Source organism: Achromobacter sp. CSND-B12 (assembly GCF_052906545.1).
The window spans coordinates 1,235,958-1,251,013 of sequence record NZ_JBREGJ010000001.1 but is presented as its reverse complement, the minus strand read 5'-3'; the positions used below and the strand labels follow the sequence as shown (position 1 = coordinate 1,251,013).

The window sequence follows — 15,056 nt, the reverse complement described above, 5'->3', positions numbered from 1 at the left end:
GCATCCGCGCCGGCCGTCGCGGCCGCGTCTAGCCGCTCATGAGGCTGACGTGCGCCGAGACCACGCGCCAGCCCTGCGGCGTGCGCATCCAGGTCTGGCTCTGGCGGCCGATGCGGTCGCTGCCATCGCGCTGGAATTCGATGTTGGTGGTGGCGAAATCGCGGCCGTAGGTGGTGATCGCGGTACGCAGCACGCGGCGCGCAAGGCCTTGCGGCGAGCGGCCCGCGCGAAAGGCGCGGATGGCGTCGTAGCCATAGAGGTTCTCGGCGGCGCCATAGCGCAGGGTGTGCGGGCTGTTCCAGAACAACTCGTCCAGCACCTCGACCTGGTTGCCGACCAGGGCGACTTCATAGCGGGCAAAGGCCACGGTGACCTCGGCGACGACGTCGGGCAGGTTGATATCCATGTGAGGGGTCGGGCTCCGTGTTGATTGCACCGTCATGGTGCGTGATTCAGGGTAATCACCAATATGGGGTGTGTTGCGGTGCGCAAATTTCGTGACCGGACGCGGCGATCGCCCTATGCGCGGGGAAATGATGCGGTGCAAGGCTGGCACGCCGCTTGCTAGGGTTTACACCACATAACACGCTGCGCGCCGCCCCAGGAGTTTCACCATGTCCAGTTCCGCCGTTTCCGCCCCAGTCACCATGCTGGTCACCCGGCACATCACGCCCGAACGCTACAGCGATTTCCTGTCCTGGATGCGCCAGGGCGAGATCCTCGCCGCCGGCTTTCCCGGTTTTCTCGGTTCGGGCGTGCTGCAGCCGCCCGAGGGCGGCGACCAGTACCAGATCGTGCTGCGCTTCAACGACGAGGCCAGCCTCAACCGCTGGGAGCAATCGCTGCCGCGCCGCATGTGGCTCGAACGCGGCGCCGCGCTGGTGCGGGCCAGCCATGCGCGCCGCGTGAGCGGCATGGACAGCTGGTTCGGCCCGCAGGGCAGCGCCGGCGCGCCGCCGCGCTGGAAGCAGGCCGTGAGCATCTGGCTGGCGTACTTTCCGATGCTGCTGGCGTTCACCCTGCTGGTGAGCGAACACCTGAGCGCACTGCCGGTGTTTTGGCGCGCGCTGATCACCAGCGTGACGATGACGCCGGTGATGGTGTTTGTCTGCATTCCGTTCGTCACGCGCCGGCTGGAGCGCTGGCTGCGGCCGCACTGACGCGGCCGCGTATCGCGCCAGCGCCATCACGCCGCCTGCGCGCGGCGCGTGGCATACAGCCGGTGCAGCGTGATCTTGCGCACGGCGGCCTGGCTGTCGCCGATATGCGCCGCAAGCAAGGCCGTCGCGCGTTCGGCGTCGCGGGCCAGGATGGCGTCGAGGATGGCGCCATGTTCGGCGTAGGTATGGGCGATACGGTCGGGCTGGGTGAAGTCCAGCCGCCGCACGATGCGGATGCGCTCGGTAGCAGCGCGGTGCACGCGCGCGATTTCAGGATTGCCGGCGGCGGCCACCAGGTCCGCATGGAAGCGCTCGTCCAGGTCCGCCAGCCACTCGCCATCGCCGGAATAATGGGCGCTGTCCACCAGCCACGTATCCGCCAGCGGCTGCAGCGCGCGCAGCGGATCGGGCACCTGGCCCGGCGCGCACAGCGCGCGCACCGCCGCGATCTCCAGCACGCTGCGCAGTTCATAGAAGTGATCGAGCGTGTCGAAGTCCAGCGGCTTGACCAGCCAGCCATTGCGCTGGCGCACCTCCAGGTAGCCCTCGCGTTCCAGGCGGAACAGGGCTTCGCGCACCGGCGTGCGGCTGACCCGCAGGCGGTCGGCGATTTCGGTCTCGGTGAAGCGGTCGCCCGGCGCCAGGCGGAAATCCAGGATGTCGCGCTTGAGCGTGCCGTAGGCGGAGTCGGCCAGGCTGCGGGGCGTGTCGATGACGGCGAATGCGGAATCCATGGACGGCCTCGGTTGGCGGGTCAGGAGAGGGGACGAACGGTGGCAACGCCCGCCTGTTCCAGCCGCCGCGCGGCCAGCAGGCAATCGGCCTCGCGCCACGGCGCGGCAATCAATTGGACGCCCAGTGGCAGGTGCGCGTCGGCGCCGATGCCCGGCCAGGTGGGCGCGGCGCACACCGGCAGGCCAAGGCAGGAGATCGGCTGTGTCAGCAGGCCCATGCTGGCGCGCGCGGGCAGTGACTGGCCGGCCAGGGCCAGGGTCTCGGTGCCGATGGCGGTGGCGGGCACCGGCGTGGCCGGGGCGATCAGCACGTCGTAGTGCGCGAACAGCGCCATGGCTTCGCGGTAGACGCGGTGGCGCACCCGCTGGGCCTGCTGCACCCAGGCGGCAGGCACCAGGCTGCCGGCGACCAGGCGGTCGCGTGAATGGGGTTCGTAGTAGTCGTAGTGCGTGACCAGACGGCGGCGATGCAGCGCGCCGCCCTCGGCCGCCGTGATGACGAAGGCCGCGGCGCGCGCCTGTTCGGCGCTGGCCAGTTCGACGATCTCGGTGGCCGCGAGCGCGCGCGCGGCCAGTTGCACGGCCTGGCGCGCCTCGGGGCCGGCCCAGTGCGCGAAGTAGCCGCCCAGCACGGCCACGCGCAGCGGGCGGTCCGAAGCCAGGTCCGCCAGCACGGGTTCGGCCGCGCGCTGGGCGCAGGCGGCATCGTCGGCATCCGGGCCTTGCAGCGCGTCGTAGGCCGCCGCCAGGCTGGCCGTGTCGGCCGCGAACGGACCCAGGTGGTCGAGGCTGCCGACGAAGGGGAATGAGCCGGTGCGCGGCAGGCGGCCGAAGGTCGGCTTCAGGCCGAACACGCCGCACAGCGAGGCCGGCACGCGGATCGAGCCGTTGGTGTCCGAGCCCAGCGTCAGCGGCACGAGGCCGCCGGCCACCGCGGCCGCGCTGCCGCCCGACGAGCCGCCGGCGATGCGGGCGGGGTCGTGCGGATTGCGGCTGGCGCCGTAGTGCGAGTTCTCGGTGGTGAAACCGTAGGCGTGTTCGTCCATGTTGAGCGCGCCCACCAGCACGGCGCCGGCCTTGTGCAGCCGCGCGACCAGCGCGGCGTCGCGTGGCGCGGGCGGGTTGGCGGCGTTGACGCGGCCCCCGGCCAGCGTCACCTCCTCGGCGGTGTCGAACAGGTTCTTGACCGCGTAGGGCACGCCGGCCAATGGCGGCAGGGTTTCGCCGCGGGCGTGGCGCGCGTCGATGGCGGCGGCTTCCTGGCGCGCCCGGCTTTCGGTGACGGCGGTGAAGCAGTTGTAGCGCGCATCGGCGGCGCGGATGCGGGCCAGCGTGGCTTCGAGCACCGCCGCCGCGCTGCGTTCGCCGGCGCGGATCTGCCGCGCCAGGTCGAGGACGGCGCCGTTCATGGACGGAACACCGCGGCTGATTCCAGCTCCACCGGCAAGGCCTCGTCGACGAAGGTCGAGGCGATGTCGTGGATGCGCGTGAATTGCCGCGCCACTTCGGCCGCGGCCGGTTCGCGCAGGGCGTAGCCGGCCAGCGCCAGCGCGCTGCGCACGTATTGGTCGATGGTTTCCTGGGTCATGGCGGACTCCCGTGAATGGCGTTGCGTGTCAGCGACGGACTTCGCGCTGGAAGATCTCCAGGCTCAGCTTCTTCATGCCGATGAAGCTGGGCTCGGACAGCGTCTCGACCGTGCGCGGCCGGGCGTCGCCGTAGTCCAGGATCTCGGCCACGCGGGTGGGGCGCTTGGTCAGCAGCAGCACCTGGTCGGCCAGGTACACGGCTTCCTCCAGGTCGTGCGACACCAGCAGCATGGTGGTGCCGGTCTGCATGAAGACTTCCTGCAGCTTTTCGCGGATGAACAGTGTCATCTCGAAGTCCAGCGCCGAAAACGGCTCGTCCAGGAACAGCACTTCCGGTCCCGGGGCCAGCGCGCGCATGATGGAGGCCGTCTGCTGCTGGCCGCCCGACAGTTCGTAGGGATAGCGCTTGAGGTCGAACTTGACGTCGAACGAGGCCACCAGCTCTTCCACGCGCGCGTCGACCTCGGCCTTGCTGCGGCCTTCGAGGCGCAGCGGGTAGGCGATGTTGTCGATGGTGCGCAGCCAGGGGAACATGGCCTCGCGGTAGTTCTGGAAGACGTAGCCGATCTTGGTCTGGGCCAGCGACTTGCCGTCGAACAGGATCTCGCCGGCATCGATGGGGATGAGACCCGCGATCATGTTGATCAGCGTCGACTTGCCGCAGCCGTTGGGGCCGAACACCGAGACGATCTTGCCCTTGGGGATGTCGAGGTTGAAGTCCTCGTACAGCGGCCAGCCGGCGAAATACTTGGTCAGGCCGCGGATGGTGATGTGGGTGCCGGCCGGGCCCGGCCGGAACGGCGCGGGCGTGGGGGCGGGGGCGATGACGGGGTTGATGACGGTGGACATGATTATCGGCCGCTCCAGTGGACCACGCGCTTTTCCAGCACCAGGAAAAGGATGTTGAGAACGTAGCCGAGCGCGCCGGCGGCCAGGATCGAGGCATACATGTCGCGCACGTTCAGCACCTGCTGCGCATTGATGATGCGGTTGCCGAGCCCGCTGTCCGAGCCGATGAACATCTCGGCCACGATCACGATGACCAGCGCCATCGACACGCCGCTGCGCAGGCCGACGAAGGTGGGTTGCAGGCTTTCCCAGATCAGCACGTCCTTGAAGATCTGCCAGCGCGAGGCCCCCATCACCCGCGCCGCCATCACGCGCTGCTTGCGCGCGTTGATGACGCCGTAGGCGCTGTTGAACAGGATCACCAGCACCGCGGCGAAGGCGGCGATGGCGATCTTGTTCATGTCGGTCACGCCGAAGATCATCAGGAACAGCGGGATCAGCGCCGACGACGGCGTCGAACGGAAGAAGTCCACCAGGAATTCGACGCTGCGATAGGCTTTTTCATTGCTGCCCAGCAGCACGCCCAGCGGCACGCCGATCACGCCCGCGATGACGAAGGCCTGCAGCGTGCGGCTGACCGAAGCCAGGAAATCCCCCAGCAGCGGGCCGCCGGCCATGCCCTTGGCCAGCGCCACCAGCGTGGCGCCGGGCGTGGGCAGCAGCACCGGGCTGACCAGTTGCAGGCGCACCACCAGGTCCCACACCACGTACAGCGCCAGCGGACCGATCAGCGGCAGCAGGCGCGCGGCGGTCCAGGTGCGCGGCGGACGGGAGGCGGGCGCGGCGGCAGGCATGCCGGCGCGGGCGGTTTTGCCCGGCGACGCGGCGGCCGGGTGGGCGGCCGCCGTCGCGACGGCGGCGTGGCCGGCGCCGCCGGCCGGGGCCGCGCTGGCGCGGTTGGCGTTGATCGCGTCCATGGCTCAGCCCTTGTACAGCATCGAGGCTACGTCCACCTTCTGCGCGAAGATGCCCTTGTCGGCGAACAGGTCGAAGAATTTCTGGAAGTACTGGATGTCGCTGGGGGTGAACTCGTTGTAGAGCGTGTAGGCGGCCAGCGGCACGGCTTCGGTCATGGGGCCTTCGATGGCGGTGTAGCCCTTCATGAAGGGGCGCGCCTCGTCGGGCTTGCTGCGGATCAGCTCGATGCCGCGGGCGTAGGCGGCGATGAATTTCCTGCTTTCCTCGGGATGCTTCTTCAGGAACGCGGTGGTCAGCGAGGCCGAGCCGCCGAACCACGGCGCCATCGGGTCGCCCAGCACGTATTTGGCGATCACGCCCGCTTCCAGGACGCGGGTGGTGCCATTCAAGCGCCCGACCGTGCCGGTGGGCTCGAGCGTGTAGCACGCGTCCAACTGGCCGGCGGCGACCGCGGCGACGTGCTGGCTGATCGCCAGCTCGACCACGGTCGCCCCGGTTGCGCCGGCGCGCTCCAGCACTGCTTTGGCCAGCGTGGCATTCTGGATGCCGGGTCCAGAACCGACCTTTTTCCCCTTGAGGTCTGCGATGGATTTAATGGGACTGTCTTTCGCGACGATGAACTCGTCCAGCACGTTCCTGGCGTTGCTGGGATTCGAGGCGAATATCTTGAACAGGCCGGGCGAGGCGATCTCGCCGATGGCCAGGTTGGCCGAGCCGGTGCCGTTGGCGCTGCCGTCGGCGCGGCCCGCCAGCATGGCTTCCATGACCTGCTGCGCGCCGGCGAACTTGAGCGGCTCGACGTTCAGGCCGGCTTCCTTGAAGTAACCCTTTTCGATGGCGGCATAGAACGGCAGGCCGGCCGCGACCGGCCAGTAGCCGATGCGGATGACCAGGCCCGATTGTGCGCGCACCAGGGCCGGCGCGGCCAGCGCGGCGGCGCCCAGCGCGGCGCCCTGCATCAGCCGGCGGCGGGTGGCGTTGAAAGCGAAGGGCGCGGGGCGGTCGGTCATGCGGGACTCCTGGTCGGAAAAGTGACGGGCGCTTGTAGACAAGCTTGCATACCAGTCATCAAGCAAGACCCGTGCCAACCGCCTTTTGCCCGGTTTTCGCGCCCCGCGGCGCCATTCGGGCGCGGCGCATGAACCATGCTGGTGCACGCGGCACCGCGAGAGGGCGTGCGTTGCATCATGGCGCGAGCGGCGCGCCAGGCGTTAGGATGTGAACAGGCCGGGGCCTGCCGCCCCGCCGTTCCTGAAAAGGGCGCGTCGCCAGGCGCGCCATGGCGTGGATATGAATACCCGTTTTGTCGAAGCATTCCTGTGGTCCGCCCGGCTGGGCAGTTTTCGCGCGGCCAGCGACCGCCTGCACATCACTCAGGCCGCGGTGGCCAACCGCATCGCCTCGCTCGAGGAGGACATCGGCGCGCGCCTGTTCGAGCGCGATGCCAAGGAGCTGCGGCTCACGGCGGTGGGCACGCGCCTGCTGGATTACGGCGAACGCCTGCTGCAGCTGCGCCAGCAGATCCTGTCGCTGGGCCGCACCGGCGACGAGGTGTTCGGGCTGGTGCGCATCGGCGCCATCGAGACGGTGGTGCACACCTGGCTGATCGGTTTCCTGACGAACCTGCGCTCGACCTATCCGGGCATCGAGGTGCAGCTGACCTCGGAGACCACCCGCGCCCTGCATCGTGGCCTGCGCGAAGGCACGCTCGATATTGCCTTCCAGACCGATCTGCTGACCGACACCGGCGTCATCAGCACGCCCTGCCTGCCGATGGAAATGGGCTGGGTGGGGCCGGCCGGCGATGAAGATGCGCTGACGGTGCAGCAGCTGCTGGCCGAACCGGTGCTGACCATGAGCCCCGGTTCGCAGCCGCATGAGGCATTGAAAGGGCTGTTCCGCGAAGCCGGGCTGCCCCTGGGCAAGGTGCACTGCGTCAGCTCGATCTCGGCGCTGGCGCGGCTGGTGCGCAGCGGCTTTGGCCGCGCGCTGGTGCCCTTGCCGCCGATCTACGAATACGTGGCGCGCGGCGAAGTGCAGATGATCCGCTGCGACGTGCCGGTGCCACCGCAACTGCTGGTGGTGAGCTACCTGGAAGGCGCCGGCTCGGACGCGATCCGGCTGGTGGCCGAACTGGCCTGCCGCGCGTCGGACCAATACACGGCGTCGGTCACGCCGCCAAAATTCGGATCCGCGCAATAGCGTTATCCCTAGGTCGGCGCTCAATAATTTTATTGCTGGCGCGAAAAATTACTCGTTTGTCGGGCGTGGCCGCCTCGGCCGAAGATGAGTCCCTTCCGTTATCGCAGGGATTTCTTCGTTCCATGAGCCAAGCCACCACTCCGTCCACGCCCCACGGCATGCTGTTCGTCGCCTGCGACGTCGATCCCGCTTTCGAGACCGATTTCAATCGCTGGTACGACCGCGAGCACGTCGAAGAGCGCGTGCGCATCCCCGGCTTCCTGTCGGGCGCGCGCTATTTCTCGCTGTCCGGCGGCCGCAAATACCTGGGGCTGTACCGCACGCAATCGCTGGGGGCCTTCACCACCGCGGACTACCGCGCCGCGTTCGAGCGCCAGACGCCGTGGTCCGTGACCAACCTGGACCGCATGCGCGATCCGATGCGGCGGGTGTGCGCGGTGCAGGCCGTGACCGGCTTCGGCAGCGGCAGCCACATCGCGGTGCTGCCGCTGGTGTTTGGCGGCGATGCCGAGGCGCTGCGGACGCGGGCGGCCGAGGCGGGCGCGGCGCTGGCCCGGGCCGATGGCTTCGTGCAGTCCTATCTGCTGGCGCCGGATGCCGCCCTGAGCGGTCCGTTGCCGCGCGAATCCACCGAAAACCGCCGCCTCGATCCGCTCTTCGTGATCGAAGCCAGCTCGGCGGGTATGGCCCAGGCCTTGGGCGAACAGGCGGCCGCGGCCTTCGGCACGCGCGGCGCCGACACCTGGCTGCTGGAGCTGGGCTGGAAGCTGGCCGCGGCCGACTTGCGTTGATGCGCGCCAAGCGCCGCAACGCCACACACAGACATGGGGAACCACAATGGCTGAGAACACCTTGCACGCGCCCGCGTCCGCCCACGGCGGCGCGGCGCCCGACAATATGAAGATGAAGAAACTGGCGATGGCCAGTTCGGTCGGCACCACGCTGGAGTGGTACGACTTCACGATCTACAACCTGATGGCGGCGTTGGTGTTCAACGCCATCTTCTTCCCGTCGTTCGACCCGCTGACGGGCACCATCCTGGCGTTCTCGACCTATGCCGTGGGCTACGTCTCGCGGCCGCTGGGCGGTTTCGTCTTCGGTCATCTGGGCGACCGCCTGGGGCGCAAGTTCGTGCTGGTCGCGACCTTGGTCATCATGGGCGTGTCGACCGGGCTGATGGGCATGCTGCCCACCTACGGCACCTGGGGCGTGTGGGCGCCGGTGGCGCTGGTGGCATTGCGCTTCATCCAGGGCGTGGCGCTGGGCGGCGAGTGGGCCGGCGCGGTGCTGCTGTCGATGGAGCACGGCAAGCCCGACCAGCGCGGCCGCAATGCGTCCTTCACGCAGGTCGGGCCGTCGTGCGGCACGCTGATCGGCACCGGCTTCATCGCGCTGATCTCGCTGTGGCTCACGCCCGAGGAATTCCAGGCCTGGGGCTGGCGCGTGCCGTTCATGTCGAGCGTGGCGCTGGTGCTGTTCGGCCTGTGGCTGCGCCGCGGCGTCGAGGAAACGCCGGTGTTCCTGGAAATGGAACAGAAGCGCGAAACCGCCAACACCCCGATCAAGGAAGTGCTGGTGCAACACTGGCGCCAATTGCTGGTGGCCGGCGGCTCGCGCATCGGTTCGGACGTGCTGTACGCGCTGGTGGTGGTGTTCACGCTGACCTACGTGACCACCGTGCTGCACCTGTCGCGGCCTCTGGCGCTGGGCGCCACCATGCTGGGCGCGGCGCTCAATGCCATCGCCGTGCCGCTGTGCGGGCATTTGTCGGACAAGATCGGGCGCCGTCCCGTGTACGTGGCCGGCGCGGTGCTGGGCATGGTCTGGGCCTTCGTGTTCTTCACGCTGATGGACACCGCGCATCCGGTCGCGATCTGCGCGGCGGTGGTGGTGGGCCTGTTGATCCACGCGATGATGTACGGCCCGCAGGCCGCCTTCATCACCGAGCAGTTCCCGGGCCGGGTGCGCTACGCCGGGTCGTCGCTGGCCTACACGCTGGCCGGCATCGTCGGCGGAGGCTTCGCGCCGCTGATCATCGCCAGCCTGTTCAAGTCGTGGAGTTCGACCGTGGCGGTGTCGCTGTACGTGGCCGCCGCGCTGGTGGTGACCGCCGTGTCGGTGCTGGCTGCCAGGGAAACCGCCAAGGCGCCGTTGCAGCGTTGAGCATCCGGCCGGCCTGGCTGGCAGGAAGCCCGGGACCGCTCCCGGGCTTTTTTTCGTCCCCGGCCCGGTTTTGCTGGCTTTTTCCGTTCGGATAAACGTCAGGTATCTGACTTTTCGCTGAATAACAAACGAAAATTGTTTACACTCGCATCCACAAATTCAAGTGTGGACGGGGCCGCCGCGGGGTGGATTTCGTCCGAGTTACGGGAGAAAGTCGATGCGCAAGTTGTTGTTGGGGGCGGCGCTGGCCGTCGCGGCATTCGGGGGAACGGTTCATGCCGCCACGCAGCCCAAGGCCGTGGTGGCGAACTATTCAGACCTGGCGCTGGCGGGCTATCAAGACGCGCTGACCTCCGCCAAGACGCTGCGCGAGGCCATCAACGCCCTGGTCGCCAAGCCCAGCGCGGACACGCTCAAGGCCGCCCGCCAGGCCTGGCTGGACGCGCGCGTGCCGTACCAGCAGACCGAGGCGTTCCGCTTCGGCAACCCGATCGTCGACGACTGGGAAGGGCGCGTGAACGCCTGGCCGCTGGACGAAGGCCTGATCGACTACGTCGACGCCTCCTACGGCACCGAGAACGACGAGAACGCCTACTACGCGGTCAACGTCATCGCCAACTCCAAGATCTCGGTAGGCGGCAAGACCGTCGATGTCAGCGAGATCACGCCCAAGCTGCTGTCCGAAGTGCTGCACGAGGCCGACGGCAACGAGGCCAACGTCGCCACCGGCTACCACGCCATCGAATTCCTGCTGTGGGGCCAGGACCTGAACGGCACCGGCCCGGCGCCGGCCGACCGCAAGGGCACGCCGCAGGAGCGTCACTCGGGCAACCGCCCGCACACCGACTACGACGTCAAGCAGTGCACCGGCGGCAACTGCGAACGCCGCATCGCCTACCTGAAGGCCGTGACCGACCTGCTGGTGACCGACCTGGAAGAGATGGTCGGCAATTGGCAGAAGGACGGTGCCGCGCGCAAGGCCGTGGAAGAAGACCCCAAGGCCGGCCTGGTGGCGATGCTGACCGGCGTGGGCAGCCTGTCGTACGGCGAACTGGCCGGCGAGCGCATGAAGCTCGGCCTGATGCTGCACGATCCGGAGGAAGAGCACGACTGCTTCTCGGACAACACCCACAACTCGCACTTCTACAACCAGATCGGCATCCGCAACGTCTACCTGGGCGCGTACACCCGCGTCGATGGCAAGCAGGTGTCGGGCGCCAGCCTGTCGGAACTGGTCAAGGCGCGCGATCCCAAGCTGGACGCGGAAGTGCGCGCCAAGCTGGACGCCACCGTGGCCGCCATGCAGGCGATGAAGACCCGCGCCGAGACGGTCGAGACCTACGACCAGATGATCGCCGACGGCAACAAGGAAGGCAACGCCGTGGTGCAGGCCGCCATCGACCGCCTGGTCGACCAGACCCGCAGCCTGGAGCGCGTGATCGCGCTGCTGGACCTGGGCAAGGTCGCCATCGAAGGTTCCGACAGCCTGGACAAACCCGACGCCGTATTCAAGTGAAGCTCGTATTCGCCGCCGTACTGGCGGCGTCGGCCCATGCCGGCGCCGCCGCCGCTCCAACCGCGCCCGCCGGGCGCGACGACCTGAGCGCCGAAGACCTCAAGCGGGTCATCGCCATCACCGCGCCGACCCGTGATTTCTCCAAGGCCGAGACCTTCGAGACCATGCAGGCGGGCGCCGCCACCACCAACAAGCTCATCAACGCCGACATTTTCTCGCAGCCGTCGGCCAACATGAGCTTCGAGCGGCGCCAGGAATTCCAGGTCGGCAACGGCCTGTTCCGCAAGGACTGGGTGTCCGCGCCGGCGTCCACGCAGGCCTCCGACGGCCTCGGGCCGCTGTTCAACGCGCGTTCGTGCCAGGCCTGTCATACCAAGGACGGGCGCGGCTCGGTGCCGGGCTTCGATCCGCTGGAACGTCCCGACGCGGTGGCGCTGCTGCTGCGCCTGGCGGTGCCGGAAGGCCCCGACCGCGGCCATCCGCGGCTGGCGCCGGGCGAGATCGCGCTGCTGCCCGAGCCGATTTACGGCGTGCAGCTGCAGAACTTCGCCGTGGCCGGCCTGCCGGCCGAAGGCCGCATGGAAATCGAATACACGCCGGTCACGGTCAAGCTCAACGGTGGCGAGACCGCGACGTTGATGAAGCCGGCCTACCGCATCGACAACCTGGGCTACGGCCCGATGCGCAAGGACACGCAGATCTCGCCGCGGCTGGCGCCGCCGATGATCGGCCTGGGCCTGCTGGAATCGATCCACCAGGCCGACATCCTGGCCAACATCGGCGCCGACAAGCGCGACGGCATCGTCGGCAAGGCCAACTGGGTGACCGACGCGCGCACCGGCCAGCGCGTGCTGGGCCGCTTCAACCTGAAGGCCGGGCAGCCCACGGTGGAGCAGCAGAGCGCCGCCGCGTTCTCCAACGACATGGGCCTGTCGACGCCGCTGTTCCCCAATCACCACGGCGACTGTACGCCGGCGCAACCCCAGTGCCTGAAGATGCCGCACGGCGCGCAGCCGCGTTTCGGCCCCGAGGAAGTGCCGGCCAAGCTGATGGACTTCGTCACCACCTATTCCACCAACCTGGCGGTGCCGCAGCGGCGCGACGCCGACGACGCCCGCGTGCTGGCCGGCAAGAAGCTGTTCTACGAGGCCAACTGCGTCGCCTGCCATGTGCCCAAGTACGTCACCAGCCGCAATGCGAAACAGGCCGAGCATCGCTTCCAGCTGATCTGGCCGTACACCGACATGCTGGTGCATGACATGGGCGATGACCTGGCCGACGGCGTGTCCGACGGCTCGGCCAATGGCCGCGAATGGCGCACGCCGCCGCTGTGGGGCATCGGCCTGACCCGGACCGTCAATCCCAACGCCACCTGGCTGCACGACGGCCGCGCCCGCACGCTGCTGGAAGCGGTGCTGTGGCACGGCGGCGCCGGCCAGCCGGCGCGCGATCGCGTGGTGGCGATGACGCCCGAAGAACGCGCCGACCTGATCCGTTTCCTGGAGTCGCTGTAATGGCTATCTTTGTTGCACGCTGGCGCGCGCCGGCCCGGACCCTGGCCGCCGCGCTGGCGCTGGCCTGGCCGCTGGCCGCGGGCGCCGAACTGCCCGCCGACCTGGGCGAGCGCCTGGCGCAGGGCTACGCGCGGCCGGCGGCCGCCGGCATGGTCGCGGCTGCCACCGACCTGGAAGGCGCGCTGGGCCAGTGGTGCGGCAAGCCGGACGCGGACGGCGCCAAGCGCGTGGAAGCCGCCTTCTCCGGCCTGGCGCTGGCGTGGGCGCGGCTCGAACCATTGCGTTTCGGTCCGCTGGTGCAGGCCAATCGTTATGAACGCCTGGCATTCTGGCCCGATACCCGGGGCGTGATGCCCCGGCAGGTGCAGGCCTTGATCGCCGCGCAGGACGCCGAACTGCTCAAGCCGGGCGCGCTGGCGGGCCGCAGCGTGGCGGTGCAGGGCCTGCCGGCGCTGGAATTCGTGCTGTACGGCGAACCGGCAGCGCTCACGCAGACCGCCGCGCCGACCTTCGGCTACGCCTGCGGCTATGCCCGCGCCGTGTCGGCCAACATTGCCGCGATCTCGCGCGACGTGGCGCAGGCCTGGGAGGCCAAGGCCGAGTTCGGCCGCCAGTTCGCGCGGCCCCAGGCGGGCAATGACCTCTACCGCGATCCGCAGGAGGTGGCGGCCGAAGCCATGAAGGCGCTGTCCACCGGCCTGCAGTTCGCGCGCGACGTGAAGCTGTTGCCCGTGCTGGGCGATTCGGCCGGGAGCGCGCGGCCCAAGCGCGCCGCCTTCTGGCGCAGCGGCCTGTCCACGCGCACGCTGGCGGCCAGCCTGGATGGCCTGGCGGCGTTCTACACGGCGGGCGGCTATGCGCTGCCCAAGGGCGAGGACTGGATGCCGGGCGCGGTGCTGGGCGAATTGCAGGGCGCGGCGCGCGCGTTGCGCGAGGCGCCGGCGCCGCTGGAGCAGGCCCTGGCCGACGCGGAAGGGCGGCGCCTGCTGGGCCTGGCGGCGCTGACGTTGAAGAACGCCAAAGCCATCGTCGACCAGGACCTGGCGCCGGCACTGGGCGTGACCATCGGCTTCAATGCGCTCGATGGCGATTGATCGAGCGCCGGCCGCGATGCCGGCCGATCCAAGCGGGCGACCCGCGCCGCGCGTGCCGGACGGCGCGCCGGCGCGGCCCGCGCGGCGCGAATTCCTGGCATGGGGCGCCGCGGGCGCGCTGGGCGCCACGCTGGCCTGGCCCGGCGCGGCGCTGGCCACGGCGGCGCGCGATGACACCGCGCTGTACCTGGCGGCGCGCCAGCGCGGCGGCCGCGACGAGGCGGTGGTCCTGGATGCGTCCGGGCAGGACCGCCGGGTGCTGCCGATGCCCGCGCGCGGCCACAGCTTCGCCATCGACGCGGCCGGCGGCCGCGCCGTGGTGTTCGGGCGCCAGCCGGGCTTTTTCGCCCTGGCCTTCGACCTGCGCGGCGAACGCGCGCCGCTCGAACTGCCCTTGCCGCAAGACCGCCATTTCTTCGGCCACGGCGCCTATTTCGATGGCGGCCGCCTGCTGGCCGCCACCGAAAACGACTTCGAAGGCGCGCGCGGCGTGCTCGGCATCTATGACGCCACGCCCGGCGGCGGCTACCGCCGCGTCGGCGAGTACGACAGCGGCGGCATCGGCCCGCACGAGGTCGTGCTGATGCCGGACGGCAGGACCTTGTGCGTGGCCAATGGCGGCATCCTGACCCACCCCGACTACGGCAAGCTCGAACTCAATCTCGATACCATGCGCCCGTCGCTGGCGTACCTGGACGCGGCCAGCGGCAGGTTGCTGGAAAAGGTGGAACTGGCGCCCGAGTTGCATCGCCTGTCGATCCGCCACCTGGCGCTGGCGGCCGATGGCAGTGTGTGGTTCGGCTGCCAGTACATGGGACCGGCCGGTGACCGCCCGGCGCTGGTGGGCCGCCACCGGCGCGGCGGGCCGGCGCAACTGCACGCCGGACCGGCGGCCACGCTGCGCGAGATGCGCAATTACGTCGGTTCGGTGGCGGCGGACGCCGCCGGCGCGGTCATCGCCACCTCCAGCCCCGTGGGCGGCCGGGTGCTGTACTGGGACGCCGCCAGCGGGGCCTGCCTGGGCGAGACGCGGCTGGCCGACGGCTGCGGCGTGGCGCCGGCGCCGCGCGCCGGTTTCCTTGTCAGCAGCGGGTTGGGCGCCATGCTGCGCACCGATGCCGCGGGTGGCGAACAGCCGCTGCTGGCGCCGTCGCGCGAACGTTCCTGGGACAACCACTTCCGCAAGGTCGCCGGCGCCTGACCGCGCCGTTGCCGCCGCATATCCCTGCGGCTCAGCCAGCGCGCTTTACAAAGCCTGACATACCGGACACCCGCCGGCGCCCTTTCCGCATGACGCATCTGATACAGTTTTCGGCT

General features: G+C 69.5%; 15 protein-coding genes. 8 read left to right on the top strand and 7 right to left on the bottom strand.

All coding sequences use genetic code 11. The features are described 5' to 3' along the window. Nucleotides 1–28: 28 nt before the first annotated feature. The gene (hpxZ, locus tag ACUTAG_RS05560; protein WP_026384431.1) at nucleotides 29–406 is read right to left on the bottom strand and encodes an oxalurate catabolism protein HpxZ; all 378 of its coding nucleotides are present in this window, start codon (nucleotides 404–406) and stop codon (nucleotides 29–31) included. A 208-nt stretch (nucleotides 407–614) separates the two neighbouring features. Here hpxZ and ACUTAG_RS05555 point away from each other — a divergent pair, with 208 nt between their 5' ends. Then, on the top strand, nucleotides 615–1,160 hold the full coding sequence (locus ACUTAG_RS05555; protein WP_148318421.1) for an antibiotic biosynthesis monooxygenase: 546 nt from the start codon (nucleotides 615–617) through the stop codon (nucleotides 1,158–1,160). 26 nt (nucleotides 1,161–1,186) lie between these two features. Here ACUTAG_RS05555 and ACUTAG_RS05550 read toward each other — a convergent pair whose 3' ends face one another. The 6 genes from ACUTAG_RS05550 to ACUTAG_RS05525 form a co-directional block, all read right to left on the bottom strand. Beyond that, on the bottom strand, nucleotides 1,187–1,894 hold the full coding sequence (locus tag ACUTAG_RS05550; RefSeq protein WP_024069876.1) for a GntR family transcriptional regulator: 708 nt from the start codon (nucleotides 1,892–1,894) through the stop codon (nucleotides 1,187–1,189). A gap of 20 nt (nucleotides 1,895–1,914) precedes the next feature. Further along, the gene (locus tag ACUTAG_RS05545; protein ID WP_020928905.1) at nucleotides 1,915–3,303 is read right to left on the bottom strand and encodes an AtzE family amidohydrolase; all 1,389 of its coding nucleotides are present in this window, start codon (nucleotides 3,301–3,303) and stop codon (nucleotides 1,915–1,917) included. Then, a complete protein-coding gene (locus ACUTAG_RS05540; RefSeq protein WP_020928904.1) occupies nucleotides 3,300–3,482 on the bottom strand; it encodes a DUF4089 domain-containing protein in 183 nt (60 codons plus the stop codon). Before ACUTAG_RS05540 ends, ACUTAG_RS05545 begins: the two co-directional genes overlap by 4 nt. Nucleotides 3,483–3,510: 28 nt before the next feature. Then, nucleotides 3,511–4,332 (bottom strand): ABC transporter ATP-binding protein, encoded by an 822-nt coding sequence (locus ACUTAG_RS05535; RefSeq protein WP_020928903.1) that lies wholly within the window; start codon nucleotides 4,330–4,332, stop codon nucleotides 3,511–3,513. Nucleotides 4,333–4,334: 2 nt separating this feature from the next. After that, the gene (locus tag ACUTAG_RS05530) at nucleotides 4,335–5,126 is read right to left on the bottom strand and encodes an ABC transporter permease (RefSeq protein WP_026384433.1); all 792 of its coding nucleotides are present in this window, start codon (nucleotides 5,124–5,126) and stop codon (nucleotides 4,335–4,337) included. 126 nt (nucleotides 5,127–5,252) lie between these two features. Further along, a complete protein-coding gene (locus ACUTAG_RS05525; protein ID WP_148318423.1) occupies nucleotides 5,253–6,260 on the bottom strand; it encodes an ABC transporter substrate-binding protein in 1,008 nt (335 codons plus the stop codon). Nucleotides 6,261–6,540: 280 nt separating this feature from the next. Between ACUTAG_RS05525 and ACUTAG_RS05520 the strand changes: the two genes are divergently transcribed. The 7 genes from ACUTAG_RS05520 (at nucleotide 6,541) to ACUTAG_RS05490 (ending at nucleotide 14,940) form a co-directional block, all read left to right on the top strand. Beyond that, the gene (locus ACUTAG_RS05520; RefSeq protein WP_020928900.1) at nucleotides 6,541–7,452 is read left to right on the top strand and encodes a LysR family transcriptional regulator; all 912 of its coding nucleotides are present in this window, start codon (nucleotides 6,541–6,543) and stop codon (nucleotides 7,450–7,452) included. A gap of 122 nt (nucleotides 7,453–7,574) precedes the next feature. Then, on the top strand, nucleotides 7,575–8,243 hold the full coding sequence (locus ACUTAG_RS05515) for a DUF4286 family protein (protein WP_148318425.1): 669 nt from the start codon (nucleotides 7,575–7,577) through the stop codon (nucleotides 8,241–8,243). Nucleotides 8,244–8,289: 46 nt separating this feature from the next. Further along, nucleotides 8,290–9,615 carry an MFS transporter gene (locus ACUTAG_RS05510; RefSeq protein WP_026384436.1) on the top strand — a complete coding sequence of 442 codons (1,326 nt, stop codon included), beginning with the start codon at nucleotides 8,290–8,292 and terminating at the stop codon, nucleotides 9,613–9,615. A gap of 217 nt (nucleotides 9,616–9,832) precedes the next feature. Then, a complete protein-coding gene (locus ACUTAG_RS05505) occupies nucleotides 9,833–11,131 on the top strand; it encodes an imelysin family protein (RefSeq protein ID WP_020928897.1) in 1,299 nt (432 codons plus the stop codon). Then, nucleotides 11,128–12,645, top strand: a complete 1,518-nt coding sequence (locus ACUTAG_RS05500) for a di-heme oxidoreductase family protein (RefSeq protein ID WP_148318426.1) — start codon at nucleotides 11,128–11,130, stop codon at nucleotides 12,643–12,645. Before ACUTAG_RS05505 ends, ACUTAG_RS05500 begins: the two co-directional genes overlap by 4 nt. Then, the gene (locus tag ACUTAG_RS05495; RefSeq protein ID WP_081322400.1) at nucleotides 12,645–13,739 is read left to right on the top strand and encodes an imelysin family protein; all 1,095 of its coding nucleotides are present in this window, start codon (nucleotides 12,645–12,647) and stop codon (nucleotides 13,737–13,739) included. Before ACUTAG_RS05500 ends, ACUTAG_RS05495 begins: the two co-directional genes overlap by 1 nt. After that, the gene (locus ACUTAG_RS05490) at nucleotides 13,720–14,940 is read left to right on the top strand and encodes a DUF1513 domain-containing protein (protein WP_446650015.1); all 1,221 of its coding nucleotides are present in this window, start codon (nucleotides 13,720–13,722) and stop codon (nucleotides 14,938–14,940) included. The genes ACUTAG_RS05495 and ACUTAG_RS05490 overlap by 20 nt, the downstream gene beginning before the upstream one ends. The last annotated feature ends 116 nt before the right edge of the window (nucleotides 14,941–15,056 follow it).

Bases quoted from the DNA above. Each gene is read 5' to 3' on its own strand.
- hpxZ (WP_026384431.1), bottom strand. From the start codon at position 406: ATGGATATCAACCTGCCCGACGTCGTCGCCGAGGTCACCGTGGCCTTT.
- ACUTAG_RS05555 (WP_148318421.1), top strand. From the start codon at position 615: ATGTCCAGTTCCGCCGTTTCCGCCCCAGTCACCATGCTGGTCACCCGG.
- ACUTAG_RS05550 (WP_024069876.1), bottom strand. From the start codon at position 1,894: ATGGATTCCGCATTCGCCGTCATCGACACGCCCCGCAGCCTGGCCGAC.
- ACUTAG_RS05545 (WP_020928905.1), bottom strand. From the start codon at position 3,303: ATGAACGGCGCCGTCCTCGACCTGGCGCGGCAGATCCGCGCCGGCGAA.
- ACUTAG_RS05540 (WP_020928904.1), bottom strand. From the start codon at position 3,482: ATGACCCAGGAAACCATCGACCAATACGTGCGCAGCGCGCTGGCGCTG.
- ACUTAG_RS05535 (WP_020928903.1), bottom strand. From the start codon at position 4,332: ATGTCCACCGTCATCAACCCCGTCATCGCCCCCGCCCCCACGCCCGCG.
- ACUTAG_RS05530 (WP_026384433.1), bottom strand. From the start codon at position 5,126: ATGCCTGCCGCCGCGCCCGCCTCCCGTCCGCCGCGCACCTGGACCGCC.
- ACUTAG_RS05525 (WP_148318423.1), bottom strand. From the start codon at position 6,260: ATGACCGACCGCCCCGCGCCCTTCGCTTTCAACGCCACCCGCCGCCGG.
- ACUTAG_RS05520 (WP_020928900.1), top strand. From the start codon at position 6,541: ATGAATACCCGTTTTGTCGAAGCATTCCTGTGGTCCGCCCGGCTGGGC.
- ACUTAG_RS05515 (WP_148318425.1), top strand. From the start codon at position 7,575: ATGAGCCAAGCCACCACTCCGTCCACGCCCCACGGCATGCTGTTCGTC.
- ACUTAG_RS05510 (WP_026384436.1), top strand. From the start codon at position 8,290: ATGGCTGAGAACACCTTGCACGCGCCCGCGTCCGCCCACGGCGGCGCG.
- ACUTAG_RS05505 (WP_020928897.1), top strand. From the start codon at position 9,833: ATGCGCAAGTTGTTGTTGGGGGCGGCGCTGGCCGTCGCGGCATTCGGG.
- ACUTAG_RS05495 (WP_081322400.1), top strand. From the start codon at position 12,645: ATGGCTATCTTTGTTGCACGCTGGCGCGCGCCGGCCCGGACCCTGGCC.
- ACUTAG_RS05490 (WP_446650015.1), top strand. From the start codon at position 13,720: ATGCGCTCGATGGCGATTGATCGAGCGCCGGCCGCGATGCCGGCCGAT.